The following is a 25941-nucleotide window of genomic DNA, read 5'->3' on the forward strand; positions in this document are numbered from 1 at the left end:
GCACAAGGTCTGAGCGTACCCAGCTCACGGACTCCGGTCAAAACAAATGGAGCGCGGCCCGACACGCCGGACTTCTCCTGTTTCGCCCAGCGGGTTCTCCGCATCCCTCCGTACGGACCCCCTCGCCGTCCGTAGCCACTCCGCGGCAGACGCCCTTGTCGGTCCACGGCCGATCGGTGTCCGATATCCCATGTTGGCCGAATCGCGCCCTTTACACGCCCGGCCGTCAGTACTTTGATCCGTCCGCCGCAGACGAACGGGGGGTTCATCCTGATGACATCGGCGTCGCACGGACCGGACGACGTTGGTCTGGAGGACCGGGTGCCGTTCCTGGCCCGCCTGGAGAGCCAGGAGCGGACCGCACTGCTCGCGCTCGGCCGCGAGCTGCGCTTCGCTCCCCGGGTCGTCCTGCTGCACCAGCGCGAGCCCTCCTCGCACGTCCTGTTCCTGGTACAGGGCTGGACGAAGGTCACGGCCGCGGCGGCCAACGGCTACGAGGCGCTGCTCGCCCTGCGCGGCGCCGGCGACGTCGTCGGCGAGTCGGCGGCGCTGACCGGGCGCCCCCGTTCGGCGACGGTGACCGCGCTGGAGCCGGTGCGGGCGGTGGCCGTGGAGCACGGACGCTTCCGGGACTTCCTGAACCACTCCCCCGCGGTCTCCTTCGCCCTCCTCGGCCTCACGGCGGACCGCACCCGGGCGGCGGACCGGCGGCGCCTTGAGTTCGCCTCGATGAGCGTCCGCCAGCGTTTCGCGGTGCTGCTGCTGGATCTGGCCCGCAATCACGGCCGCCGCACCGACGAGGGCATCGAGCTCGCCGTCCCGCTGAGCAAGCAGGAACTCGCGGGCTCGGTCGGCGCGTCGCGGGAGATGGTCCAGCGCCTGCTGCGCGAACTGCGCGAGAAGGAGGCCGTCTCGACCGGCCGCCGCACCCTGCTGATCCTCCGCCCCCACATCCTCCGAAGAATCGCCGCCACCGACCCGCCGACATCCGGCATCGCATGACCACGTGCAACAGGCTGCGAACAGCCGTTCCGCCGCAGCTGCGGGCAGTCGGGGAGGCCCCCGCCAACGCCGGGCTGCGCGAACACCCCCCGCCCAGCCCCAGCGAACGGCACCGGCCCAGCCACGTTCTGTGTACCCGTACACACTTCCAATGGGTCATCCGCCCTCACGCCCCACCCCCCGCTCCCGCCACTCTTCTGACCTGCACCGCCACCCCCACCCGTTCGAAGGGCGATCATGACCGACCCCGTGAGCCGCACGATCCTGTTGCTGGACATCGAAAGGTTCAGCGACCGGGACGACGTGGAACAGGCGTATCTGCGGCGCATGCTCTACGACGTCACCGACCGCGCCCTGGAGACCGCCGGCATCGACGAGACCCTGCGCATGCGGGCCGACCGCGGGGACTCCGTGATGGAGCTGATCGACGCCAACGCCCCCGTCACGGCGCTGCTGCGGGCCCTGCTGACCGAGGTGCCGCAGCAGCTGCGCGCCGTCAACCGCATGGCGTCCCGCTCCGCCCAGATCCGGCTGCGCGGTGTCGTCGCCGGCGGATACGTGGCCGTGGACGCCCGCGACGGCTGGGTCGGCTCCGACCTCAACCACGCCTGCCGGCTGCTGGACGCCGGTCTGCTCCGCGCCGCCCTGCGCGAACGCGCCGACGACTTCGCGCTGTGCGTCTCGGACTCCGTGTACCTCGGTGTCGTACGGCACGACCACCCCGGCGTCCCGGCCGCGGACTTCCACCGCGTGACGGTGGACAGCAAGAACGGCCCGCTGACGGCGTGGCTGCACGGCCCCGTACCGGCCGATTCCGGCGACCGGAGCGGGGATTCCCAGGACCACGGTGACCGGGGGGCGGGGGAGGCGCCGGGCGGTTCGGGGGACCGCCCGGCGCCGGCGCCGTCCGCCCCGGACGAGGGTCCGCACCAGAGCCGCCCGGCGCCGGCCGGACATCGGGGAGCCCCGGCGCCGGGCCCGGTCCTGAACATCAGCGGCGGCACGGTGAGCTTCGGCGGCGGCTACGTCGCCGGCGACCAGCACGGCGTCTCCGGCGGCCAGGTCACCGGTGACGTCGTCATGGGCAGCAAGACGGAGCGGGGTGAGCAGCCGTGAGCGGGCAGGAGCCCCCGGCCGCGGGCCCGGCCGGCGGCGGTACCGCGGGCGCCGCCCCCGGGTCCGGCCCCGCATCCGGCGAGCCCGCCCCCGACGAGGCCCCGAGAGACGGCTCCGCCGAGGAGTCGGAGGAGCGCGACCAGCCGCAGGACGCGTGGGCGGCCCGGCGCGACCTGCTGGACCACAGCCCGCGCACCATGAAGGTCGGCACGCACTCCCGGTTCGGCGGCGGCTACACCGAGGGCGACCAGCACGGCGTCTCCGGCGGCCGGGTCACCGGCGACGTGGTCATGGGCAGCAAGACGGTCCACCACTGGTCGTTCCCCGGCCTGTCCACCGCCGCGTCCGCCTCGGGCGAGATCCCGCGCGCCACCCTGGAGCGGCTCGCCGCCTCCTTCGTCACCGCCGGCGACACCTTCGACGGCCTCGTGGACCGGCTGCGCCGCGACCGCGTCCTGGTGCTGTCCGGCGCCCGCTTCACCGGCCGCCGTACGGCCGCCCTGATGCTGCTGCACCGGCTCGGCGCCGAGCCCGTGGTCGCCCTCGACCGCGAGACGAGCCCCGGCTCCCTCGCCGACCGGTTCACCGCACGCGACGACACCGGCGACGGGGCGGGCACCGGCCGGGACACCGCCCGCGGCTACGTGCTGTGCGACCTGGAGACCCGTCGCGGCAACGCCCTGCGCGAGACCCATCTGCTCGGCGCCGCCGACCGGCTCGCCGAGCGGAACGCGTACGCGGTGATCACCGTCGGGCCCACCGCCGTCCTGGAGGACGACGTGTCCGCGGTCGAGTGGCGGCCGCCCGCCGACGAGGACGTGCTCGCCGCGCACCTGCGCGTCCGCACCGGCGAGGACGCCGTGCCGCGCCTGCTGGACCTGCCGGCGGTCAAGGAGTTCCTCGGCCACGGCCACCAGCTGCGCGAGGTCGCCGCCTTCGCCCAGCTCCTCGCCCGGTACTTCGCGGGCGAGGCCGCCGAGCAGGAGGTCGCCTCCTTCTCGCTGGTGTCGCTGGAGAACCAGGTCCGCGAGTGGTTCGAGGAGGACGAGGACACCGTCCACCTGCGGGACAAGGCGTTCCTCATCGCGCTCGCCGCCTTCGACGACGGCCCCTACGCGCTCACCGCCGAACTCAGCGACCTGCTCTACGGCTTGCTCCAGCAGACCCAGAACCGGTCCCTGGCCGCCGAGATCCCCGTCTTCGGCACCCACATCGGCAAGCGCCTCCAGCTCGCCCGCGCCCGGCTCGCCGAGGGCGAGGAGAACACCGAGTGGGGCCCGGTCACCCAGACGAAGGCCGCGTTCCACGACGAGCGGGCCTCGCTGGTGCTGCTGCGCGAGGTGTGGACGGGCCATCCCTCGGCGCGCCCCGCGCTGATCCAGTGGCTCCGCCAACTGGCCGACGACGGGCGCCCGTTGGTGCGTACCCGAGCCGCGTCCACCGTCGCCGTCCTCGCCCGCACCGATCTGCCGTCCGCCATGGCGCTGGTCATCGAGCCGTGGGCGATCTCGAACCGGTTCCGCCACCGGCTCGTCGCGGTCAACTCGCTCACCCTGGCCCACCACATCGGCACGCCCAACGTCCCGCGCATCCTCGACGCCTGGTCCGCGGCCGAGGACCGCCGGCTGCGCTGGGTGGCGGTCCGGGCGTACGCGCTGATCGGCCCTGAGCGGCCGGGCCAGGCGCTCACCGCGCTGCGCGCCGCCGCCCGCGAGCTGTACAAGCGCTTCGGCGACCCGGACGACTTCGACGTGGAGATGGCGCGGGAACTGGCCGAGGCCGTGGAGCTGCTGCTGCTCTCCCCCGCCTCCTCCGAGGTCCTCGACGACCTGACCGGACACCTCGACGACGAACGGGCCGTGCGCGACCTGTCCCTCGGCGGCTTCGTCAACGCCTGCCGCCAGACCGAGGGCGACGAGCGGTACGGCACCCCGCTGGTCCTCCAGTGGTACGCCGACGCCGCCACCGCGGGCGACCGGACCGTGGCCGAGGGCATCGCGCGCCTGTGGCGGGAAGCCCTCGGCGACCCCGGGTACACCGGGCTCGCGCTCGAATCGCTGCGCGCCTGGGTGCTCGCCGCGAGCCGCGCCACGACCACCGAATGGGCCCTCGCCGCGCTGCTGCCGAGGCTCGTCACCACTCCGACCGAGTACCAGCGGCTGAGCCATCTGCTGCGCACCATGTCCGGCGAGGACGGCAACCCCCCGCCGGAGGTGGCCGCCCGGCTGCTGAGCACGCTTCCACCCCGCTGACGGCTTCCACCCCGCTGACGAAAGACGCCCCATGCCTTCCTTCCACCGCCCGCCCGAATGGCAGCAGCCCGCCGACCGGCACACGCGGCTGATCGACCCGGTGCTCACCGTGCGGCAGCTCTCCCGCTTCGAGCTGTCCCTGAAGCACGTGGTCCGCATCGACCACGCGCTGGTCTTCTCCACGCCCAAGGGCGGCTACGAGGCCTATCCCCCGCCGACCCGGCCGAGCCGCAGCGAGATCGCGGCCCGCCGGTACACCGCGGTGTACGAGGTGGACATGGGCGTCCACCCCTTCAGCGACACCCTCGCCCTGCCGAGCGACAACGACGCGTTCGAGTTCATGGCGGAGGTGGACGTCTCCTGGCAGGTGCTGGACCCGGCGCGGTTCGTGGCGAGCGGCATCAGGGACGTGCCCGCGCTGCTGATCGGCGAGTTGCAGCAGGCGGCCCGGCCGGTCACCCGCGGCTTCTCCATCGCCGACAGCGCGGCGGCCGAGCGGGAGCTGCTGCGGGCGGTCATGCTCGTCGGCCCGCTCGGCGCGACGGCGGGGCTCCAGGTCACCTGGACGCTGCGGCTCCGCCGTGACCAGGCGAACATCGACCACCAGCAGCGGCTCCAGGCGATCGACCACTCCGCGGCCGAGCAGATCCGCACGGCGGAGCAGGGCATGCAGGTCGACGTCGAGATGGACCAGCGCCACCGGCAGCAGGACCGGCTGCAGCTGGAACGCGCCATGGAGTACGGGCGGCGGCAGCAGGAACTGGCCCTGCAGCAGCAGCGCTGGCAGCACGATCAGGCGATGCTGCGCGGGGAGCAGATGCTGGAGCTGCAGAAGATCGAGGCGCAGAAGATCGAGTTCTACAAGTGGCACCTGTCGCAGGGCGGTGTGCAGTCCTGGGCGCTCCACCTGGCTCAGCACCCGGAGGACTCGCACCTGGTGATGAGCAGCATGCGGGAGGACCAACTGCGCATGATCCAGGCGCAGATGGATCTGGTGAAGGAACTGCTGGGCGGGGAGGGCGCGGAGAAGTTCGAGCTGGAGGGCCCCAAGCAGTTGGCGCTGCGCACGGTCAGCGACATCCTCAACCAGCGGCTCCCGGGCGTCCCCCAGGACCCGCCCCTCCTGCCCCCCGCCGACCCCCCGGTCCCCGGCGCGGGTGCGAGCGCGGGCGCAGGCGCCCCACTCCCGCCCACGCCACCTCCGGTCCCGGCCACGCCGTACCCGACGGACCCACCCCCGTCCCCGCCCTACACGCCGCAAGGCCCCGCCGCGTCCTACACGTCAAGCCAGGCACCTGCCACACCCACCGACCCCATGCCTGCCCCGCCCCACACGCCGCAAGGCCCCGCCACGTCCTACACATCAGGCCAGGCACCTGCCACACCCACCGACCCCATGCCTGCCCCGCCCCACACGCCGCAGGCCCCCGCCACGCCCTACACGCCAGGGCAGCCACCCACCACGCCCACCGGCCACCCGCCGACGGCATCACCCGCCACCCCCGGCGACCCGGCCGCCGTGCCGTACGCCCCTCCTGCGCCGCCCCCGTCTCCCTCCACCGCGTGGCAGCCGCCGCCGGGATACGGCACGACGCCCACCGCGCCGGAGTCCGCGCCCCCGCCCGCCGACGGCACCGCGGGGCAGCCGGAGGGCACCCCGCCGGGTGACACGGCCGGGGGCGAGAGGGAGGGCCGGTGACGGCCGACCCGGCGCCCGCCCCGGCTCCGGCGACCGCAGCCGCCCCGGCACCCGCCCCGGCACCGGCACCCGCACCGGCCACCGCGGACACCCGCGCCCCCGACCCGGCCCCGACCCCGGCCCCAGCCCCGGCGTCCGCTCCCCCCGCCGCATCCCGTGCGCACCTGTGCGAGCGGCTGCTGGCGGATCTGCGCACGGAGATCGCGCGTGCCGACAGCAAGGCGGCCGTTCTGGTCGCCGCCCTCGGTATCACCGCCGGTGTGTTCAGCGGACTGCTCGCCGGACGGAACTGGTCACCGGACGCCCTGTCGGCCACGGGCGCGACGGTGTGGTGGGCCGGGACCTTCTCCCTCGCCCTGTCCCTCTTCGCGCTGCTCCTGGCCGTCCTGCCGCGCTATCGCAGCGGAACGTGGGTCCTCGGGCAGCCGCTGTCGTACTTCGGGGACATCCAGCGGGCCGTGAAGGCGGGCCGGCTGGAGACCGCGCTCGCCGACACGGAGGCCGACCCGGTGGCCGGGCTGACGGCGGCGCTCACGGAGACGAGCCGGATCGCCTGGCGCAAGCACCAGTGGATCCGTACCGGCCTGATCGCCTTCTGCACCGGGACGCTCCTGCTGCCCGCCTCCCTGCTGATCGGCTGACCCACGGGCCGGCCACCGCTCACGTCACGAAGGAAACACCATGACCCAGCCGCCGCCGACCCCGCCGGAGTACCCCGAGCCGAGCGCCCAACCGGACCAGCCGGGAGCCGCACAGATCCCGCCGCAGTATCCGCCGCAGTACCCGCCCCCGTATCCCCAGCAGCCGACGCCCCAGCCCCCGCCCGGGCCCGGGCCCGGCGCCGCCGTCCCGCCGCAGTACCCGCAGGCACCCCAGACCCCGCAGTACCCGCAGAACGCCACGGCTCCCCAGTACCCCCAGGGCGCGCCGGCCCCGGGGGCCCAGCCCCACATCCCCGCGCAGGCCCCGCCGCCCTACCCCCAGACCTCCCAGGCCCCGCAGTACCAGCAGTACCCGCAGTACCCGCAGAACGCCGCAGCTCCCCAGTACCCCCAGGGCGCGCCGGTCCCGCAGCCGCCGTACCCGCAGGCCGCTCCGCCACCGGCGCCCGACTCCCCATTGCACCCGCACCACATCAGCACCGACCGTGGCCGGGTCCACGTCTCCGGCCAGCAGCGCCACACCGACGCGACCGCGTTCGGCAATCTCCTTCTCCACCTGCCGAACTTCCTGTGCAGCCTGGTCGTCGTCGCCCTCGTCTCGTTCGTCTTCGGCGGCTTCGGCATCCTGATCGTGCTCGCCTGGCTCGCCAGCGGCGCACTCGTGTTCCACCGCCCGACCGAAAGCGCCCTCGCGCGCCATCTGCTCCGTCTGCGCTACCCCACGCCGCAGGAAAGAGCCAAACTCGAACCGGTGTGGCGCGAGGTCACCGCCCGCGCGGGCGTCGAGGGCCGGAACTACGAGCTCTGGGTCGAGGACAGCGACAGCCTCAACGCGGTCGCCGCGGCCGGACACATCGTCGGCGTCACCCGGTTCGCCATGAACCAGCTGCCCAACGGCGAGCTCGCCGCCGTCATGGCGCACGAGCTGGGCCACCACGTCGGCGGCCACGCGTGGTCCGGGCTGCTCGGCTACTGGTACGCGCTGCCCGGCCGGATCGCCTGGCGGGTGCTGCGCGCGGTCACCTGGTTCATGTTCCGCGTGTCGCGGGTGTTCTCCTGCTTCGGCGTGCTGTTCTTCGGCCTGGTCGTCGGCGGGATCGCGCTCGCCACGATCAGCACCCTGTACGGTCTGCCGCTGCTGATCCTCGCCATGCCCTACGCGCTCGCCGCCGTCGGACGCCGCTCGGAGCTGCGCGCCGACCAGCACGCCGCCGCGCTCGGCTTCGCCCCGATGCTGGCGGCCGTACTGGAGAAGCTGCACCAGCAGGAGCAGCAGCAGGCCGCGGTGCTCGCCGCGGCCAACGGCGGCGCGCCGGCCACCGAGACCCCGGTGAGCAAGCTGCTGTCCTCGCACCCCGACTACTACACCCGGCTGCACCACCTGCAGCCGTACCTCCAGCCGGGCCGCTGAGCCCGCCGACGGACGATCAGTTGGTACCGCCGGCCGCCACGGCGAGCAGGGCGAAGAAGCTCAGGAACACCGCCCAGCCGGCCACCGACAGCCAGCCGAGCACCAGCCCCGTCAGGGCGAGGCCGTCACCGCCCTCGCCCGTACGGCGTATCTCCGACTGCGCCATGTGGCCGAGGATCACGGCCGGAAGCCCGGTGAGCCCGCCGGTCGCCACACAGAGCACGCCGCAGACCATCGAGCCGATCGCCTTGCCGTTGGTCCGCTGCGGCCGGGCCAGGAAGGTCGCCGGAACCGGCGCGGCGGCCACCGCCGCCGGCTGCGGCACCGGGCCCTGCGGAAGGTCGGCGACCAGCAGCGACAGCTCCGCCACGGTGCGGGCCGCATAGGCCCGGGCGACGCGCTTCTCGAACTCGGGATGGTCCAGCCTGCCCTCGCCGTACCCGGCCCGCAGGACGTCCACCGCGCGCTCGCGGTCGGCATGCGAGGCCAGCATCGGCGGACCGCCGGGACCGCCGGGACCCTGCAACGGCTTGCCCTGCCACGGAGTCGGGTACGACACGGCTGCCTCCCGGGGCCCGGGACACTTGTCCCCGCTCTACGTTTCCGCTGTTTCCGCTGTTTCCTCGGTTTCACCCACTTCAACGCACCGTACCGGCAGTTTGGTTCCACCGACCCTTCCGTGCGCGGTGACCTCCGTGTCCCGGCACGCCGAAGGGCGGCCACCCCGTACGGAGTGACCGCCCTTCGGATCAGGCGAGGCGCTTACTGGTTGTACGGACCGTAGTCGTAGTCCTCCAGCGGAACCGCCTGGCCGGAGCCCGTGCCGAACGGCGAGTAGTCGATGTCGTCGTAGCCGACGGCCGAGTACATCGCGGCCTTGGCCTCCTCGGTCGGCTCGACCCGGATGTTGCGGTAACGGGACAGACCCGTACCGGCCGGGATGAGCTTACCGATGATGACGTTCTCCTTGAGGCCGATGAGGCTGTCGGACTTGGCGTTGATCGCCGCGTCCGTCAGGACTCGGGTCGTCTCCTGGAAGGAGGCGGCCGACAGCCAGGACTCCGTCGCCAGCGAGGCCTTGGTGATACCCATCAGCTGCGGACGGCCGGAGGCCGGGTGTCCGCCCTCCTGGACCACACGACGGTTCTCGGTCTCGAACTTCGAGCGCTCGACCAGCTCGCCGGGCAGCAGCTCCGCGTCGCCCGACTCGATGATCGTCACCCGGCGCAGCATCTGCCGGATGATGATCTCGATGTGCTTGTCGTGGATCGACACACCCTGCGAGTTGTAGACCTTCTGGACCTCGCCGACCAGGTGGACCTGGACGGCACGCTGACCCAGGATGCGCAGCACGTCGTGCGGGTTGGTGGCACCCACGGTGAGCTGCTGGCCCACCTCGACGTGGTCGCCCTCGCCGACCAGGACCTTGGCACGCTTCGAGATCGGGTAGGCCGTCTCGTCGCTGCCGTCGTCCGGGGTGACGACGAGCTTCTTGGTCTTCTCGGTCTCCTCGATCCGCACACGGCCGGAGGCCTCGGAGATCGGGGCGACACCCTTCGGCGTACGGGCCTCGAAGAGCTCGACGACACGGGGCAGACCCTGGGTGATGTCGTCACCGGCCACACCACCGGTGTGGAAGGTACGCATCGTCAGCTGGGTGCCGGGCTCACCGATGGACTGGGCGGCGATGATGCCGACCGCCTCACCGATGTCGACCAGCTTGCCCGTGGCCAGCGAACGGCCGTAGCACATCGCGCAGGTGCCGACGGCGGACTCGCAGGTCAGGACCGAGCGGGTCTTGACCTCCTCGACGCCGCGGGAGACGAGCTCCTCGATGAGGACGTCGCCCAGGTCGGTACCGGCCGGGGCCAGCACCTGCCCGTCGACGACGATGTCCTCGGCGAGGCAGCGCGCGTACACGGACGTCTCGACGTCGCCCTCCTTGCGGAGCACTCCGTCCGCGTCCCGGGTCGCGATCTTGAGACGCAGACCGCGGTCGGTGCCGCAGTCCTCCTCGCGGATGATGACGTCCTGGGAGACGTCGACCAGACGACGGGTGAGGTAACCCGAGTCGGCGGTCCGCAGAGCGGTGTCCGCCAGACCCTTACGGGCACCGTGCGTGGAGATGAAGTACTCCAGCACGGACAGGCCCTCACGGAACGACGCCTTGATCGGACGCGGGATCGTCTCGTTCTTCGCGTTCGACACCAGACCACGCATACCGGCGATCTGACGCATCTGCATCATGTTGCCTCGTGCACCCGAGTTCACCATCATGAAGATCGGGTTGGTCTTCGGGAAGTTGTCGTTCATCGCCTCGGCGACCTCGTTGGTCGCCTTGGTCCAGATGTTGATGAGCTCCTGCGTGCGCTCGTCCTTGGTGATCAGACCGCGCTCGTACTGCTTCTGGACCTTCTCGTCCTGCGCCTCGTAGCCGCGGACGATCTCCTTCTTCGCCTCGGGCACGACGACGTCGGAGATGGCCACGGTGACACCGGAACGGGTGGCCCAGTAGAAGCCCGCCGCCTTCAGGTTGTCGAGCGTCGCCGCCACGATGACCTTCGGGTAGCGCTCGGCGAGGTCGTTGACGATCTCGGAGAGCTGCTTCTTGCCGACCTCGTAGTCGACGAACGGGTAGTCCTCGGGCAGCAGCTCGTTGAAGAGCGCACGGCCCAGGGTGGTGTTCAGCCGGAACGGGTCGCCCTGCTGCCACTCGGAGGCCTCGGCCTCGCCGTCCTCGCCCGCCGGCGGGGTCCAGCCGCGCGGCGGGATGGTGCCGACCGGGAAGCGCACGTCGATCTTCGACTGGAGCGACAGCTCGCCCGCGTCGAAGGCCATGATCGCCTCCGCGACCGAGGCGAAGGAACGGCCCTCGCCCTTGAGGTCGCGCATCTCGCCGTCGGTGGTGAGGAAGAACAGACCGAGGACCATGTCCTGGGTCGGCATCGTCACCGGACGGCCGTCGGCCGGCTTGAGGATGTTGTTCGAGGACAGCATCAGGATGCGGGCCTCGGCCTGCGCCTCCGCGGACAGCGGCAGGTGCACGGCCATCTGGTCACCGTCGAAGTCCGCGTTGAACGCGGTGCACACGAGCGGGTGGATCTGAATGGCCTTGCCCTCGACCAGCTGCGGCTCGAAGGCCTGGATGCCGAGGCGGTGCAGGGTGGGCGCACGGTTCAGCAGCACCGGGTGCTCGGCGATGACCTCTTCGAGGACGTCGTACACCACGGTGCGGCCGCGCTCGACCATGCGCTTGGCCGACTTGATGTTCTGCGCGTGGTTCAGGTCGACCAGGCGCTTCATCACGAACGGCTTGAACAGCTCCAGCGCCATCGCCTTCGGCAGACCGCACTGGTGCAGCTTCAGCTGCGGACCGACGACGATCACGGAACGCGCCGAGTAGTCGACACGCTTGCCGAGCAGGTTCTGACGGAAGCGGCCCTGCTTGCCCTTGAGCATGTCGGACAGCGACTTCAGCGGACGGTTGCCGGGGCCCGTCACCGGGCGGCCGCGGCGGCCGTTGTCGAAGAGCGCGTCCACGGCCTCCTGGAGCATGCGCTTCTCGTTGTTCACGATGATCTCGGGCGCGCCGAGGTCGAGAAGCCGCTTCAGGCGGTTGTTGCGGTTGATGACACGGCGGTACAGGTCGTTCAGGTCGGAGGTCGCGAAGCGGCCACCGTCCAGCTGCACCATCGGACGCAGGTCCGGCGGGATGACCGGCACGCAGTCCAGCACCATGCCCTTGGGGCTGTTGGAGGTCTGCAGGAACGCGGAGACGACCTTCAGGCGCTTGAGCGCACGGGTCTTCTTCTGGCCCTTGCCGGTACGGATGATCTCGCGGAGCTTCTCGGCCTCCTCGTCGAGGTCGAAGGACTCCAGGCGCTTCTGCAGCGCCGCGGCACCCATCGAGCCGTCGAAGTACGTGCCGAAACGGTCGCGCAGCTCGCGGTAGAGCAGCTCGTCGCCCTCGAGGTCCTGGACCTTGAGGTTCTTGAACCGGTTCCACACCTCGTCGAGGCGGTCGATCTCGCGCTGCGCACGGTCGCGCAGCTGCTTCATCTCACGCTCGGCGCCCTCGCGCACCTTGCGGCGCACGTCGGCCTTGGCGCCCTCGGCCTCCAGCTCGGCGAGGTCCGTCTCGAGCTTCTTGGCGCGGGTCTCCAGGTCGGCGTCCCGGCGGTTCTCGATCTGCTGGCGCTCGACGGAGACGTGGGCCTCCAGCGAGGGCAGGTCGCGGGTACGGCGCTCCTCGTCCACGTACGTGATCATGTACGCGGCGAAGTAGATGACCTTCTCGAGGTCCTTGGGAGCCAGGTCGAGCAGGTAGCCCAGCCGGCTCGGGACACCCTTGAAGTACCAGATGTGCGTGACGGGCGCGGCCAGCTCGATGTGGCCCATCCGCTCACGGCGCACCTTGGCGCGCGTGACCTCGACACCACAGCGCTCGCAGATGATGCCCTTGAAGCGGACGCGCTTGTACTTGCCGCAGTAGCACTCCCAGTCCCGGGTCGGACCGAAGATCTTCTCGCAGAAGAGTCCGTCCTTTTCCGGCTTGAGGGTGCGGTAGTTGATGGTCTCGGGCTTCTTGACCTCGCCGTGGCTCCACTGACGGATGTCGTCAGCGGTGGCCAGGCCGATCCGGAGCTCGTCGAAGAAGTTGACGTCGAGCACTATGCGTCAATCCCTCTCAGGGTCGTGAGTCTTTGGGTCTGATACGGGGGTCCTGGGGCGGGCGGCCCGGGGTTCACCGGGCCGCCCCACTCCCGTCAGACCTCTTCGACGCTGCTCGGCTCGCGCCGGGACAGGTCGATGCCGAGCTCCTCCGCAGCGCGGAAGACGTCCTCGTCGGTGTCACGCATCTCGATGGACATACCGTCGCTGGACAGCACCTCCACGTTCAGGCACAGGGACTGCATCTCCTTGATGAGGACCTTGAAGGACTCGGGGATGCCGGGCTCGGGGATGTTCTCGCCCTTGACGATGGCCTCGTAGACCTTCACGCGGCCGGTGACGTCGTCGGACTTGATGGTCAGCAGCTCCTGGAGCGCGTAGGCGGCGCCGTACGCCTCGAGTGCCCACACCTCCATCTCGCCGAACCGCTGGCCACCGAACTGAGCCTTACCGCCCAGCGGCTGCTGGGTGATCATGGAGTACGGGCCGGTCGAACGCGCGTGCAGCTTGTCGTCGACCAGGTGGTGCAGCTTCAGGATGTACATGTAGCCGACCGAGATCGGGTCCGGGAACGGCTCACCGCTGCGGCCGTCGAACAGCCGCGCCTTGCCGGACGGCAGGACCATGCGGTCGCCGTCGCGGTTCGGGACGGTGTGCTCCAGCAGACCGGCGAGCTCGTCCTCGCGGGCGCCGTCGAAGACCGGGGTGGCCACGTTGGTACGGGGCTCCACGCGGTCCGCGCCGATCGCCTGGAGGCGCTGCGCCCACTCGTCGGCGAGACCGGAGACGTCCCAGCCCTGGCTGGCGAGCCAGCCGAGGTGGATCTCCAGGACCTGTCCCGGGTTCATCCGGGACGGCACACCGAGCGGGTTGAGGATGATGTCGACCGGGGTCCCGTCCTCGAGGAACGGCATGTCCTCGATGGGCAGGATCTTGGAGATGACGCCCTTGTTGCCGTGACGGCCGGCGAGCTTGTCACCGTCGGTGATCTTGCGCTTCTGCGCGACGTAGACGCGCACCAGCTGGTTGACACCGGGCGGAAGCTCGTCGCCCTCCTCGCGGTCGAAGACGCGGACGCCGATGACCTTGCCGGTCTCGCCGTGCGGCACCTTCAGCGAGGTGTCACGGACCTCACGGGCCTTCTCACCGAAGATCGCGCGCAGCAGCCGCTCCTCGGGGGTCAGCTCGGTCTCTCCCTTGGGCGTGACCTTGCCGACGAGGATGTCACCGGCGATGACCTCGGCACCGATACGGATGATGCCGCGCTCGTCGAGGTCGGCGAGGACCTCCTCGGAGACGTTCGGGATGTCCCGGGTGATCTCCTCGGGGCCGAGCTTGGTGTCACGGGCGTCGACCTCGTGCTCCTCGATGTGGATCGAGGAGAGGACGTCGTCCTGCACGAGGCGCTGCGACAGGATGATCGCGTCCTCGTAGTTGTGACCCTCCCACGGCATGAACGCGACCAGCAGGTTCTTGCCGAGCGCCATCTCACCGTTCTGGGTGGCCGGACCGTCGGCGAGGACCTGGCCCTCGATGATCCGGTCGCCCTCGGCGACGATGACCTTCTGGTTGACCGAGGTGCCCTGGTTGGACCGGGAGAACTTGGCGAGGCGGTACGTGATGTACGTGCCGTCGTCGTTGGCGGTGGTGATGTAGTCCGCGGAGACCTCCTGGACCACACCCGCCTTCTCGGCCTTGACCACGTCGCCGGCGTCGACGGCGGAGCGGTACTCCATGCCGGTGCCGACGAGCGGGGCCTCGCTCTTGATCAGCGGCACGGCCTGGCGCATCATGTTCGCGCCCATGAGGGCACGGTTGGCGTCGTCGTGCTCGAGGAACGGGATCATGGCGGTCGCGACCGACACCATCTGGCGCGGCGAGACGTCCATGTAGTCGACCTCGTCGCCGGGGACGTAGTCGACCTCGCCGCCGCGGCGGCGGACCAGGATGCGGTTCTCGGCGAAGCGCATGTCGTCGCTGAGCGGCGCGTTGGCCTGGGCGATGACGAAGCGGTCCTCCTCGTCGGCGGTCAGGTAGTCCACCTCGTCGGTGACCTGGCCGTCGACGACCTTGCGGTACGGCGTCTCGATGAAGCCGAACGGGTTGATCCGCCCGTAGGAGGCGAGCGAACCGATCAGACCGATGTTCGGGCCTTCCGGCGTCTCGATCGGGCACATGCGGCCGTAGTGCGAGGGGTGCACGTCACGGACCTCGAAGCCGGCCCGCTCACGGGAGAGACCACCCGGGCCGAGGGCGTTGAGACGGCGCTTGTGCGTCAGCCCCGACAGCGGGTTGTTCTGGTCCATGAACTGGGACAGCTGGCTGGTGCCGAAGAACTCCTTGATGGAGGCCACGACCGGCCGGATGTTGATCAGGGTCTGCGGCGTGATCGCCTCGACGTCCTGGGTGGTCATGCGCTCGCGCACGACGCGCTCCATACGGGCGAGACCCGTACGGACCTGGTTCTGGATCAGCTCGCCGACGTTGCGGATGCGGCGGTTGCCGAAGTGGTCGATGTCGTCGGTCTCGACGATGATCGAGCGGCCCGACTCGCCGACCGTCTCGGTCTCCCCGGCGTGCAGCTTCACCAGGTACTTGATGGTGGCGATGATGTCGTCGGTGGTGAGCACGCCGGCGTCCAGCGGCTCGTCCCCGCCGAGCTTCTTGTTCACCTTGTAGCGGCCGACCTTGGCGAGGTCGTAGCGCTTGGGGTTGAAGTACAGGTTCTCCAGCAGCGTCTGCGCGGCCTCACGGGTGGGGGGCTCGCCCGGACGCAGCTTGCGGTAGATGTCGAGCAGCGCGTCGTCCTGGCCCTGGGTGTGGTCCTTCTCCAGGGTGGCGCGCATGGACTCGTACTCGCCGAACTCCTCGAGGATCTGCTCGGTGGTCCAGCCGAGCGCCTTCAGGAGGACGGTGACGGACTGCTTGCGCTTGCGGTCGATGCGCACACCGACCATGTCGCGCTTGTCGATCTCCATCTCCAGCCAGGCACCCCGGGAGGGGATGATCTTGGCGGAGAAGATGTCCTTGTCGGACGTCTTGTCGATGGAGGAGTCGAAGTAGACGCCGGGCGAGCGGACCAGCTGGGACACCACGACACGCTCGGTGCCGTTGATGACGAAGGTGCCCTTGTTCGTCATGAGCGGGAAGTCGCCCATGAAGACGGTCTGGGACTTGATCTCGCCGGTCTCGTTGTTGGTGAACTCGGCGGTGACGAAGAGCGGGGCGGCGTACGTGAAGTCGCGCTCCTTGCACTCGTCGATGGAGTTCTTCGGCGGCTCGAAGCGGTGGTCGCGGAAGGTCAGCGACATCGACCCGGAGAAGTCCTCGATCGGGGAGATCTCTTCGAAGATCTCCTCCAGACCGGACTTGGTGGGGACGTCCTGCCCGTTCTCGAGAGCCTCCTCGACGCGAGCCTTCCAGGCGTCGTTCCCGAGCAGCCAGTCAAAGCTCTCGGTCTGCAGCGCGAGAAGGTTCGGAACCTCGAGGGGCTCCTTGATCTTTGCAAAGGAGATGCGCAGCGGGGCGGTGCTGGCGCCGTTGTTCGTATTCGCGGTCGAGGCGTTGCGCGAGGCGGCCAAGAGGGGGTCCTTCCGAGGGCTCGGACTCACTACGCGCGTACCGGCCCCCCACCGTGCACAGGGACAGAATCCTCCACCGGGGTGAGAACCCCAGGTCAGAGATCATCTTGTCGTCGGTGCTCGAGCGAGGGCATGCCCCTGGTGACGGGCAGGGGACAGCTAACAGGCAGCGCAAAGGGTCAGTGTAGCCACTTGGCACACTGATGTCCAGTGCGGTGTACGAGACCGGGTAGAGGCCCTCGTTGTACTCAACTCCTGCGACAAGGCGCTGCCCTCAACGCACCGTGATACTGCCCTCTTTGCCGTCGATCCATGCCTCGGATTCGGATCCTTGTGACGACGCGTCCTGAGAATTGCGCGCTGCGTGCGGTTCGTCAAGGCCCCCCTTGCCCCGACCGCCTGCCACGAGGCGATTCTCCGAGGCCTGTGGAGGCACAACGAAGATCACCATACCCCCCGCCGTCCCGGGTGCAAGGCAGCCGCCGCCGGACCCCCGGTACGCCGAAGAGCGACCACCCGGATGGATGATCGCTCCTCGGCGCTTGAGCGTTACACGTCCCGCAGGACGTGGTCACGGATCCTGCCGGACCCGCGAGGTCCTACTTGACCTCGACGGAGGCGCCGGCGCCCTTGAGGGACTCGGCGGCCTTGTCCGCGGCCTCCTTGTTGACCTTCTCGAGGACCGGCTTCGGGGTGCCGTCGACGAGGTCCTTGGCCTCCTTCAGACCCAGGGAGGTCAGCTCACGCACGACCTTGATGACCTGGATCTTCTTGTCGCCGGCGCCGGTGAGGATGACGTCGAACTCGTCCTTCTCGGCCTCGGCCTCGACCGGGGCACCCGGGGCGCCCGGGGCGGCCACGGCGGCGACCGCGGCGGCGGCGGTGACGTCGAACTTCTCCTCGAACGCCTTCACGAACTCGGAGAGCTCGATGAGGGTCATCTCCTCGAACTGCGCGAGCAGGTCTTCCTGGCTGAGCTTCGCCATGATGGCGGTCCTTCCACTAAATCGGCTGGTGCCGGATGTACGGGGTGAGGCGGGCGTACGTCGGGCCCGCGTCGACCCTCACCTGGTGCGGTTCACGCGGCGAGGATCGGGAAGCGAGCCGAATTACTCGGCACCGCCCTGCTCGTCCTGCTTGGCACGGAGCGCGTCCACGGTGCGGACGAGCTTCGAGGGGAGCGCCTGGAGGACCTGAGCAGTCTGCGTCTGCTTGCCCTTGAAAGCGCCCGCCAGCTTGGCGAGCAGAACCTCGCGGGACTCGAGGTCCGCAAGCTTCTTGATCTCGTCGGCGGACATCGCCTTGCCGTCAAGGACACCGCCCTTGATGACGAGATTCGGGTTCTCCTTGGCGAAATCGCGCAGACCCTTCGCCGCCTCGACCGGGTCACCGGTCACGAAGGCGACCGCCGACGAACCCGCGAACAGGTCGTCGAGCGTGGTGATCCCGGCCTCCTTGGCCGCAATCTTGGTCAGCGTGTTCTTCACCACACGGTACTGAGCGTTCTCACCGAGCGAACGACGCAGCTGCTTGAGCTGCGCCACGGTGAGACCGGTGTACGCGGTAACGACAGCAGCGTTGGAGTCACGGAACTTGTCCCGCATCTCCTCGACGGCATCGACCTTGTCAGGCCTCGCCATGAGCCTCGGCCTCCTTCCGGGTGATTCGGACCGCGCGGACCCGAAGGAGGACTGGGGAAAACGAAACGCCCCGGCGCAGGCGCACGGGGCGTAGCTCAACCGGCTGCTCACGGCCTCACGGCGGCGAACTCCGGGAACTCTTCCACTGACACCTGCGCGGGTCGTCCGCATTTCAGCGGATCCTTCGGCCACCGCGCCCTCTGACGAGCGCACGGCAACGACCAGCGGTCTTTGGCTTCCGTGGAAGAGTACGCGAACGGATCGGCGTCAGGCAAATCGCCTCTAGGCGCCCGCTCCGAGGCCCTCCAGCTCCTTCATCATCTCCATGAAGTCGAAGGTGTCCTTCTCCGCCGGGGGCTCGACGTCGGCGGCCGCGCCGTAGTCGGAGTAGTGCGCGGTCATCTTCATCGCGCCCTCGTTCATCTGCAGGCCGACGATCATCTTGGCCGGGTAGTTGTCCTCGTTGACCCAGACCTCGGTGTCGTAGCCCTTCAGGCCCGTCTTCTTCATGTTGGCGACGAGCTGCTCGCGCTCCTTCTCGGTGAACACACCGTCGAGCGCCTTGTTGGCGTCGAGCATCTCCTCGATGGTCAGCGTGCCCTTGTAGTGCTGCGTCTGGACGCCGTCGACCTTCTCCGGGCCCACGTGCTTCAGGTTCTTCGACCCGAGCAGCAGGGCGAGCTGCTGCGCCGGGTCCTGGTTCATGTTCTCCATGCCCCCGGTCAACTGCTTCTGGATCTCCGGGTCGCCGGACGCCTCGGCGATGGCACCGAAGTCCATCTTCATCCAGCGCTTGCCGTCCATGTCGGCGGCCGCTTCCGCTCCCATGTCCATGTACATGGCCTGGTCCACCATGATCATGCGGACCTGCTCGGGGGCGTCCGGGTCGCCCGCGGTGAGCGCGGAACCCTTCATGGTGACGTCCAGGACGGCCGGGTCCCAGCCCTGGACGCCGGACATCTCCATGGTGCCGCCGCCCTCCAGGCCGGCCGGCATCTCCATCGTCATGCGGACCTTGGAGGACTTGGCCTCCGAGGTGTTCTTGAAGGCCGCCTGGAGCACCTTCGTCATCTGGTTCTGCGTCTGCACCTCGGACTGCGACGAGTCGGCGGCCTTCTTCTCGCTGCCGCCCTCGTCACCCCCACCACATCCGGCGACGCCGGCGACGACGGCCGCGGCCGTCAGACAGACACCCGCGCGCTTCCATGCGGACATCCCCATGAGTCCCACCCCTGTGTTGTGTTTTCGCTGTGCAACGTCTGTGCGATCAGAAGAACGGTAACCCACGCCACGGACACTGTCGTACGAGAAGCCCGTCCCCACACCTGGCGAGGTGCGGGGACGGGCTTCTCGAACGGCGGTGCGGGCCGGCCGGCCCGCCCGGCTCAGACCGCGGCCGGGTCCTCCTCGACGAGGAGGTTGCGGGTGCGGTTCGGGTCGAGCGGGATGCCGGGGCCCATCGTGGTGCTGATGGCGGCCTTCTTGATGTAGCGGCCCTTGGCGGCGGACGGCTTCAGACGGAGGATCTCCTCCAGCGCCGCGCCGTAGTTCTCCACCAGCTTGGTGTCGTCGAACGACGACTTGCCGATGATGAAGTGCAGGTTCGCGTGCTTGTCGACACGGAACTCGATCTTGCCGCCCTTGATGTCGTTGACGGCCTTGGTCACGTCCGGGGTCACGGTGCCGGTCTTGGGGTTCGGCATCAGACCACGGGGACCGAGCACGCGGCCGAGGCGGCCGACCTTGCCCATGAGGTCCGGGGTGGCGACGACGGCGTCGAAGTCCAGACGGCCCTTCGACACCTCGTCGATCAGCTCGTCGGCGCCGACGATGTCGGCGCCCGCGGCACGCGCGGCCTCGGCACGGTCACCGGTCGCGAAGACCAGGACCCGGGCGGTCTTACCGGTGCCGTGCGGGAGGTTCACGGTGCCACGGACCATCTGGTCGGCCTTGCGCGGGTCGACACCCAGACGGAAGGCGACCTCGACGGTGCCGTCGAACTTGGTCGTGGACGTCTCCTTGGCGAGACGGACGGCCTCGAGCGGGGCGTACAGCTTCTCCCGGTCGATCTTGGCGTCCGCAGCGCGGAGAGACTTGCTGCGCTTGCTCACTGAAAGCTCCTGTGGAATCTGAGGAGTCGTGGTCCGGGCCGAGCAGGCCCTGCCACTACTGCTTGGCGTACGGGGGTGGCGGTCAGCCCTCGACCGTGACGCCCATGGAACGGGCGGTGCCGGCGATGATCTTCTCGGCGGCGTCCAGGTCGTTGGCGTTGAGGTCGGGCATCTTGGTGGTGGCGATCTCACGGACCTGGTCACGCGTGATCTTCGCGACCTTGGTCTTGTGCGGCTCGCCGGAGCCCTTCTCCACGCCCGCGGCCTTGAGGATCATCTTGGCGGCCGGCGGGGTCTTGGTGATGAAGGTGAAGGAGCGGTCCTCGTACACCGTGATCTCCACCGGGATCACCCAGCCGCGCTGCGACTCGGTCGCGGCGTTGTAGGCCTTGCAGAACTCCATGATGTTCACGCCGTGCTGGCCCAGCGCGGGGCCGACCGGCGGGGCCGGGTTGGCGGCACCGGCCTGGATCTGGAGCTTGATGAGCCCCGTGACCTTCTTCTTCTTGGGAGGCATGGCTCTCCGGGTCCTTTCGATTCGGGTCCTGCCCGCGTCAGGGGGACAACCCGGACGCAGGCATACCGCACAACGATAACGGGTATGGATGCGCGGCCAAAAACCGCGCAGGTCAGACAAACGCGCGAGCGCTTGCCTGACCTGCGCGGAAGCTGTGTGTCAGCCGATCACAGAAGCGCTAGTTCTTCTGGATCTGGTCGAAGGAGAGCTCGACCGGGGTCTCCCGGCCGAAGATCTCCACCAGGCCCTTGACCTTCTTGGAGTCGGGGTTGATCTCGTTGATGGTCGCCTGGAGCGTGGCGAACGGGCCGTCGGTGACGGTGACCGAGTCGCCGACCTCGAAGTCCAGCACCTGGACCTCGACCTTGCGCTGCGGGGCCGGCTTGCCCTCGGCCTCGGCGGCCTCGCGGGCGGCCTTCTCCTCGGCCTCCGGGGCGAGCATCTTGACGATCTCGTCCAGCGTCAGCGGGTACGGGTCGTAGGCGTTGCCCACGAAGCCGGTGACACCGGGCGTGTTGCGGACGACGCCCCAGGACTCGTTCGTCAGGTCCATGCGGACCAGGACGTAGCCCGGGAGCTTGTTCTGCTTGATCGTCTTGCGGTCGCCGTTCTTGATCTGGACGACCTCCTCCTGCGGCACCTCGGCCTGGAAGATGTAGTCCTCGACGTTCAGCGAGACGGCGCGCTGCTCCAGGTTGGTCTTCACCCGGTTCTCGTAGCCCGCGTAGGTGTGGATGACGTACCACTCGCCGGGGAGCGTGCGCAGTTCCTCGCGGAGCTTCTCGACCGGGTCGCGGTCGTCCTCGGGCTCTTCCTCGGCCTCCTCGGCCGCTTCCCCGGCCTCGGCGGTGCCGTCCGCCTCGGCGGTCTCGTCCGCGGTGGTGCCGGCAGCCTCGGCCTCGGCGGAGGCCCGGGTGTCCTCGACGTCCGCACCCTCGGCGGCGGCGAGCGCGTCCTCGGCGGACTCGGCCCCTTCGCCGTGAGGCTCAACGGCGTCGTTCACGTTCGGGTCAGACACGGTGGCTGCTTCTTCCTGGATACATAGGGGTGGAACATGCGAAAGGAGCGCCGGGTACCTCGGCGCTCTTCGCTCGGGGATCAGCCGAAGACGTACTTGGCGGCGTTGCTGAGGCCATAGTCGAACAGGGTGATCAGGCCGATCATCACCACCACGAAGATGATCACCGCGGTTGTGTACGACGTCAGCTGGTTGCGGGTCGGCCAGACCACCTTGCGGAGCTCCGCAACGATCTGACGGTAGAAGAGCGCGAGGCGCTTCAGCGGGCCCTTCTTGGCCCGCTTGCCGCCCTTGCGGGTCTTCTTCTTGGAGTCAGGAGCCTCGTCCTGGGCATCAGGCATGTCGATGGAGCCCACGGCGTCCGTCACTCGTCCTCACCTGATTCCGGGTCGTGGCCGTGCCGCGCCCGGTCTGAGCCCGCACGGCGGTGCATTGCTGTACGTACATGCGCACACATCCTGGCGATGGTGTGTGTAGCAGGGCCGGAGGGACTTGAACCCCCAACCGCTGGTTTTGGAGACCAGTGCTCTACCAATTGAGCTACGACCCTTTGTGCGCTCCCCAACGTACCGCATCCGACCGGATGCTTGGTGTGCACCGGCTGAGTGCGGGCCGCTGAAGGCCAACGAGGTGAGAGTGTACGTGTTCCTGGGCCGGGCGTCGAACAGAAAGTCCCTGCGAGGGGCCGCCCCGGAGCCGGAACGGGGGAAGATCGTCCTGGCCACACGGCCGCGGCGCGGTGGATCCGGACTGGTGTCCACAGGTTTGCCCGGTCATGTTCAGTCGGTGAAACCCTCGTGCCCGGCGGGATCCGGGTCTGGAACGATGGGCCCATGAGCGCTGCAACCCCTCCCACCGAGCGCCGGGTCTCCGCCCGAGTCGGCGCGATCTCCGAGTCCGCCACCCTCGCCGTGGACGCCAAGGCCAAGGCCCTCAAGGCCGCCGGGCGACCGGTGATCGGCTTCGGCGCCGGTGAGCCCGACTTCCCGACGCCGGACTACATCGTCGAGGCCGCGATCGAGGCCTGCAAGAACCCGAAGTACCACCGCTACACGCCGGCCGGCGGTCTGCCCGAGCTGAAGTCCGCGATCGCCGCCAAGACGCTGCGCGACTCGGGCTACGAGGTGGACCCGTCCCAGATCCTGGTCACCAACGGCGGCAAGCAGGCCATCTACGAGGCCTTCGCCGCGATCCTCGACCCGGGCGACGAGGTCATCGTCCCGGCGCCGTACTGGACGACGTACCCGGAGTCCATCCGGCTGGCCGGCGGTGTCCCGGTCGAGGTGGTCGCCGACGAGACGACCGGCTACCGCGTGAGCGTGGAGCAGCTGGAGGCGGCCCGCACCGAGCGGACGAAGGTCGTCCTCTTCGTGTCCCCCTCCAACCCGACCGGCGCGGTCTACAGCGAGGCCGAGACCGAGGCGATCGGCCGCTGGGCCGTCGAGCACGGCCTGTGGGTGCTCACGGACGAGATCTACGAGCACCTGGTCTACGGCGACGCGTCGTCCGTGTCCCTGCCCGCGCTGCTGCCCGAGCTGCGCGACAAGTGCGTCGTGGTCAACGGTGTGGCGAAGACGTACGCGATGACGGGCTGGCGGGTCGGCTGGATCATCGGCCCGAAGGACGTGGTGAAGGCCGCGACCAACCTCCAGTCGCACGCCACGTCCAACGTCTCCAACGTGGCCCAGGTGGCCGCGCTCGCCGCCGTCTCCGGCGGCCTGGAGGCGGTCGCCGCCATGCGCGAGGCCTTCGACCGGCGGCGCAGGACCATCGTGCGGATGCTGAACGAGATCGACGGCGTGGTGTGCCCGGAGCCCGAGGGCGCCTTCTACGCCTACCCCTCGGTGAAGGCGCTGATCGGCAAGGAGATCCGGGGCAAGCGGCCGCAGAACAGCGTGGAGCTGGCCGCGCTGATCCTGGAGGAGGCGGAGGTCGCGGTGGTGCCGGGTGAGGCGTTCGGCACGCCGGGCTATCTGCGGCTGTCGTACGCGCTGGGCGACGAGGACCTCGTCGAGGGCGTGAGCCGGATCCAGAAGCTGCTGGCGGAGGCGCGGGACTGACCTCCGCGTCGGCACAGGGGCGCCCGGATGCACTCCGGGCGCCCCTGCTCGTTGCCGCGCGTTCCTTTGTGCGAGCAAGACCACGAATGGGGAAAGCGCTACCGGGCCGGCCGGGGCGTGCGGCACGATCGACCGATGGAGCGTGTACGTGATGTCTCTCAGCTGCCGAAGGCCCATCTGCACCTGCACTTCACCGGGTCCATGCGGCCCGCCACCCTGCTGGAGCTGGCCGACAAGTACGGGGTGCGCCTGCCCGAGGCGCTGACCGACGCGCTGACCAGCGGGGAGCCTCCGAGACTGCGTGCGACGGACGAGCGCGGCTGGTTCCGCTTCCAGCGGCTGTACGACGCGGCGCGCTCGTGTCTGCGGCAGCCGGAGGACATCCAGCGGCTGGTGCGGGAGGCGGCGCAGGAGGACGTGGCCGACGGATCGGGGTGGCTGGAGATCCAGGTCGACCCGACGTCGTACGCGCCCCGGCTCGGCGGGCTGATCCCGACGCTGGAGATCATCCTGGACGCGGTGGAGTCGGCGATGCGGGACACCGGGGTGGGCATGCGGGTGCTGCTGGCCGCCAACCGGATGAAGCACCCTCTGGACGCGCGCACGCTGGCCCGCCTCGCAGTGCGGTACGCGGACCGGGGCGTGGTCGGGTTCGGCCTCTCCAACGACGAGCGGCGCGGGATGGCCCGCGACTTCGACCGCGCGTTCGCGATCGCCCGCGCGGGCGGGCTGCTGTCGGCGCCGCACGGCGGCGAGCTGGCGGGGCCGTCGTCGGTACGGGACTGTCTGGACGACCTGGAGGCGCACCGGATCGGTCACGGGGTCCGGGCGGCGGACGACCCCCGGCTGATGCAGCGGCTCGCGGACCGCCAGGTGACGTGCGAGGTCTGTCCGGCGTCGAACGTGGCGCTGGGGGTCTACGACAAGCACAAGGACGTACCGCTGCGGAGGCTGTTCGAGGCGGGGGTGCCGCTGGCGCTGGGCGCGGACGATCCCCTGCTGTTCGGCTCCCGGCTGGCGGCGCAGTACGAGATCGCCCGCCTGCACCACGGCTTCACGGACGCGGAGCTGGCGGAACTGGCCCGCCAGTCGGTACGCGGCTCGGCGGCCCCGGAGGACATCAAGGCCAAGCTCCTGTCCGGCGTGGACGACTGGCTCACGTCGCCGGTGTAGCGGGGCCACCGGTCAGCCCCGCCCCGTACCGGCGCGGGCGCCGGCCCCCCCAACGCGAGTGTGCCGCCCGACAGCCACAGGGAACGCCGCCACCCGCCGCGCGCCCGCGGCCGCCGGCCGCCTCCGCACGGGCACAGGCACCGACCCGCCCACGCTGCCGCGAGCAGCCCCGTACCGGCGCAGGCGCCGGCCACCCCGGCGCGAATGTGCCGACCCGACACGGCCACCCCCGTACAGCCACAGGGAACGCCGCCACCCGCCGCGCGCCCGCAGCCGCCGGCCGCCTCCGCACGGGCACAGGCACCGACCCGCCCCACGCTGCCGCGAGCACCAGGCAAGGCGCCGGTCAGTCCGGCCGCTTGAAGTGGGCGTAGGGCGGGTACGGCTTGAAGCAGATCAGGATCTCCTCGGGGTGCCCGCCGCCGGGCCGCCGCACGAGCCCGGGGAGGCTGGACACCGTCGCCATGCGCCCCTTGGCGACGCCCTTCTGCCGTGGCCCCCATCCCTCCGCGTACGCGCAGTTCATGGCCGCCTCGGCGAACACGTCCCGGCTGCCGAAGAGAACACCGTTCGCGCGTGGTGGGCGTGGCGCAGCGTGTCCCGGCAGTCCGGGCGCCCCGCGCGCCGGCGCCACGCGGCGGCGTCCCGGTCCGTGCGGGCCTCGTCGGTGCGGACGGTCAGGGGCGTGCCCGGGCCGAGCGACCGGCGCAGCTCCGGCCAGGTGCCGGGGCGCAGCCCGTAGGAGTGATGGGCCAGGACGAGGTCCACCGGTTCGCCGGTCCCCTCGTCGGGCGGCACGCCGTCCCGCAGCGGTACGTGGACGAGCGTGCGGCGCGAGCAGGCGGCGAAGGAGAACAGTCCGGCGAGCCGGTTCAGCCCGTCGTGGTCGCCGATGAGCAGCCCGATCGGTTCGGGAGCCCGCAGCGAGGTGTGCCGCAGGGGGTGCAGGGGCTGGACCACGCGATGCTCGCGCGGCCCCGCGCGGGGGCGGAACCGGCGCAGTCTCAGGCGCATACGAGGGGCCGCCC

General features: G+C 70.1%; 18 protein-coding genes, 1 tRNA gene and 1 pseudogene. 8 read left to right on the forward strand and 12 right to left on the reverse strand.

Translation table 11 applies throughout. The annotated features are described in order from the left end of the window. Positions 1 to 273 precede the first annotated feature (273 nt). The 6 genes from AC5L3C_RS14950 (at position 274) to AC5L3C_RS14975 (ending at position 8142) form a co-directional block, all read left to right on the forward strand. Complete coding sequence (locus AC5L3C_RS14950; protein WP_493649411.1) at positions 274 to 1002, forward strand: Crp/Fnr family transcriptional regulator; 729 nt, start codon at positions 274 to 276, stop codon at positions 1000 to 1002. A gap of 237 nt (positions 1003 to 1239) precedes the next feature. Further along, positions 1240 to 2118 carry a hypothetical protein gene (locus AC5L3C_RS14955; RefSeq protein ID WP_493649412.1) on the forward strand — a complete coding sequence of 293 codons (879 nt, stop codon included), beginning with the start codon at positions 1240 to 1242 and terminating at the stop codon, positions 2116 to 2118. Further along, entirely contained in the window at positions 2115 to 4370 is a 2256-nt protein-coding gene (locus AC5L3C_RS14960) for a hypothetical protein (protein WP_493649413.1), read from the forward strand. Before AC5L3C_RS14955 ends, AC5L3C_RS14960 begins: the two co-directional genes overlap by 4 nt. Before the next feature lie 31 nt (positions 4371 to 4401). Continuing rightward, entirely contained in the window at positions 4402 to 6069 is a 1668-nt protein-coding gene (locus AC5L3C_RS14965; RefSeq protein ID WP_493649414.1) for a hypothetical protein, read from the forward strand. A gap of 164 nt (positions 6070 to 6233) precedes the next feature. Next, entirely contained in the window at positions 6234 to 6710 is a 477-nt protein-coding gene (locus AC5L3C_RS14970) for a Pycsar system effector family protein (RefSeq protein ID WP_493653884.1), read from the forward strand. Between the two features lie 40 nt (positions 6711 to 6750). Continuing rightward, positions 6751 to 8142 (forward strand): M48 family metalloprotease, encoded by a 1392-nt coding sequence (locus AC5L3C_RS14975; RefSeq protein WP_493649415.1) that lies wholly within the window; start codon positions 6751 to 6753, stop codon positions 8140 to 8142. Between the two features lie 16 nt (positions 8143 to 8158). Here AC5L3C_RS14975 and AC5L3C_RS14980 read toward each other — a convergent pair whose 3' ends face one another. From AC5L3C_RS14980 to AC5L3C_RS15030, 11 genes are all read right to left on the reverse strand, one after another. Then, positions 8159 to 8701, reverse strand: coding sequence for a DUF1707 and DUF4190 domain-containing protein (locus AC5L3C_RS14980; protein WP_493649416.1), 543 nt, complete (start codon positions 8699 to 8701; stop codon positions 8159 to 8161). A 203-nt stretch (positions 8702 to 8904) separates the two neighbouring features. Then, a complete protein-coding gene (locus tag AC5L3C_RS14985) occupies positions 8905 to 12813 on the reverse strand; it encodes a DNA-directed RNA polymerase subunit beta' (protein WP_493649417.1) in 3909 nt (1302 codons plus the stop codon). A gap of 95 nt (positions 12814 to 12908) precedes the next feature. Beyond that, positions 12909 to 16394: a DNA-directed RNA polymerase subunit beta gene (gene rpoB / locus AC5L3C_RS14990; protein WP_493649418.1), complete on the reverse strand. Its 3486-nt coding sequence runs from the start codon at positions 16392 to 16394 to the stop codon at positions 12909 to 12911. A 599-nt stretch (positions 16395 to 16993) separates the two neighbouring features. Further along, entirely contained in the window at positions 16994 to 17380 is a 387-nt protein-coding gene (gene rplL / locus AC5L3C_RS14995) for a 50S ribosomal protein L7/L12 (RefSeq protein ID WP_125504754.1), read from the reverse strand. 123 nt (positions 17381 to 17503) lie between these two features. Next, the gene (rplJ, locus tag AC5L3C_RS15000; protein WP_125504755.1) at positions 17504 to 18034 is read right to left on the reverse strand and encodes a 50S ribosomal protein L10; all 531 of its coding nucleotides are present in this window, start codon (positions 18032 to 18034) and stop codon (positions 17504 to 17506) included. 282 nt (positions 18035 to 18316) lie between these two features. After that, entirely contained in the window at positions 18317 to 19249 is a 933-nt protein-coding gene (locus AC5L3C_RS15005; RefSeq protein ID WP_493653885.1) for an SCO4651 family lipoprotein, read from the reverse strand. 170 nt (positions 19250 to 19419) lie between these two features. Then, positions 19420 to 20145 (reverse strand): 50S ribosomal protein L1, encoded by a 726-nt coding sequence (gene rplA / locus AC5L3C_RS15010; RefSeq protein WP_037929493.1) that lies wholly within the window; start codon positions 20143 to 20145, stop codon positions 19420 to 19422. Between the two features lie 82 nt (positions 20146 to 20227). After that, entirely contained in the window at positions 20228 to 20662 is a 435-nt protein-coding gene (gene rplK, locus AC5L3C_RS15015) for a 50S ribosomal protein L11 (protein WP_006130605.1), read from the reverse strand. Positions 20663 to 20840: 178 nt separating this feature from the next. Next, the gene (gene nusG, locus AC5L3C_RS15020; protein ID WP_493649419.1) at positions 20841 to 21680 is read right to left on the reverse strand and encodes a transcription termination/antitermination protein NusG; all 840 of its coding nucleotides are present in this window, start codon (positions 21678 to 21680) and stop codon (positions 20841 to 20843) included. Between the two features lie 80 nt (positions 21681 to 21760). Beyond that, positions 21761 to 22048 carry a preprotein translocase subunit SecE gene (secE, locus tag AC5L3C_RS15025; protein WP_125504759.1) on the reverse strand — a complete coding sequence of 96 codons (288 nt, stop codon included), beginning with the start codon at positions 22046 to 22048 and terminating at the stop codon, positions 21761 to 21763. A 109-nt stretch (positions 22049 to 22157) separates the two neighbouring features. Then, positions 22158 to 22230, reverse strand: a tRNA-Trp gene (locus tag AC5L3C_RS15030). Positions 22231 to 22513: 283 nt separating this feature from the next. Between AC5L3C_RS15030 and AC5L3C_RS15035 the strand changes: the two genes are divergently transcribed. Both AC5L3C_RS15035 and AC5L3C_RS15040 read left to right on the forward strand, forming a co-directional pair. Next, entirely contained in the window at positions 22514 to 23740 is a 1227-nt protein-coding gene (locus AC5L3C_RS15035) for a pyridoxal phosphate-dependent aminotransferase (protein ID WP_164555636.1), read from the forward strand. Positions 23741 to 23875: 135 nt separating this feature from the next. Continuing rightward, positions 23876 to 24913 (forward strand): adenosine deaminase, encoded by a 1038-nt coding sequence (locus AC5L3C_RS15040; RefSeq protein WP_493649420.1) that lies wholly within the window; start codon positions 23876 to 23878, stop codon positions 24911 to 24913. A 346-nt stretch (positions 24914 to 25259) separates the two neighbouring features. On the opposite strand, the pseudogene AC5L3C_RS15045 reads toward AC5L3C_RS15040, so the two are convergent. Then, positions 25260 to 25927: pseudogene (locus tag AC5L3C_RS15045) on the reverse strand (hypothetical protein). Positions 25928 to 25941: the final 14 nt, after the last annotated feature.

The sequence above is a fragment of the Streptomyces speibonae genome (genome assembly GCF_984686075.1).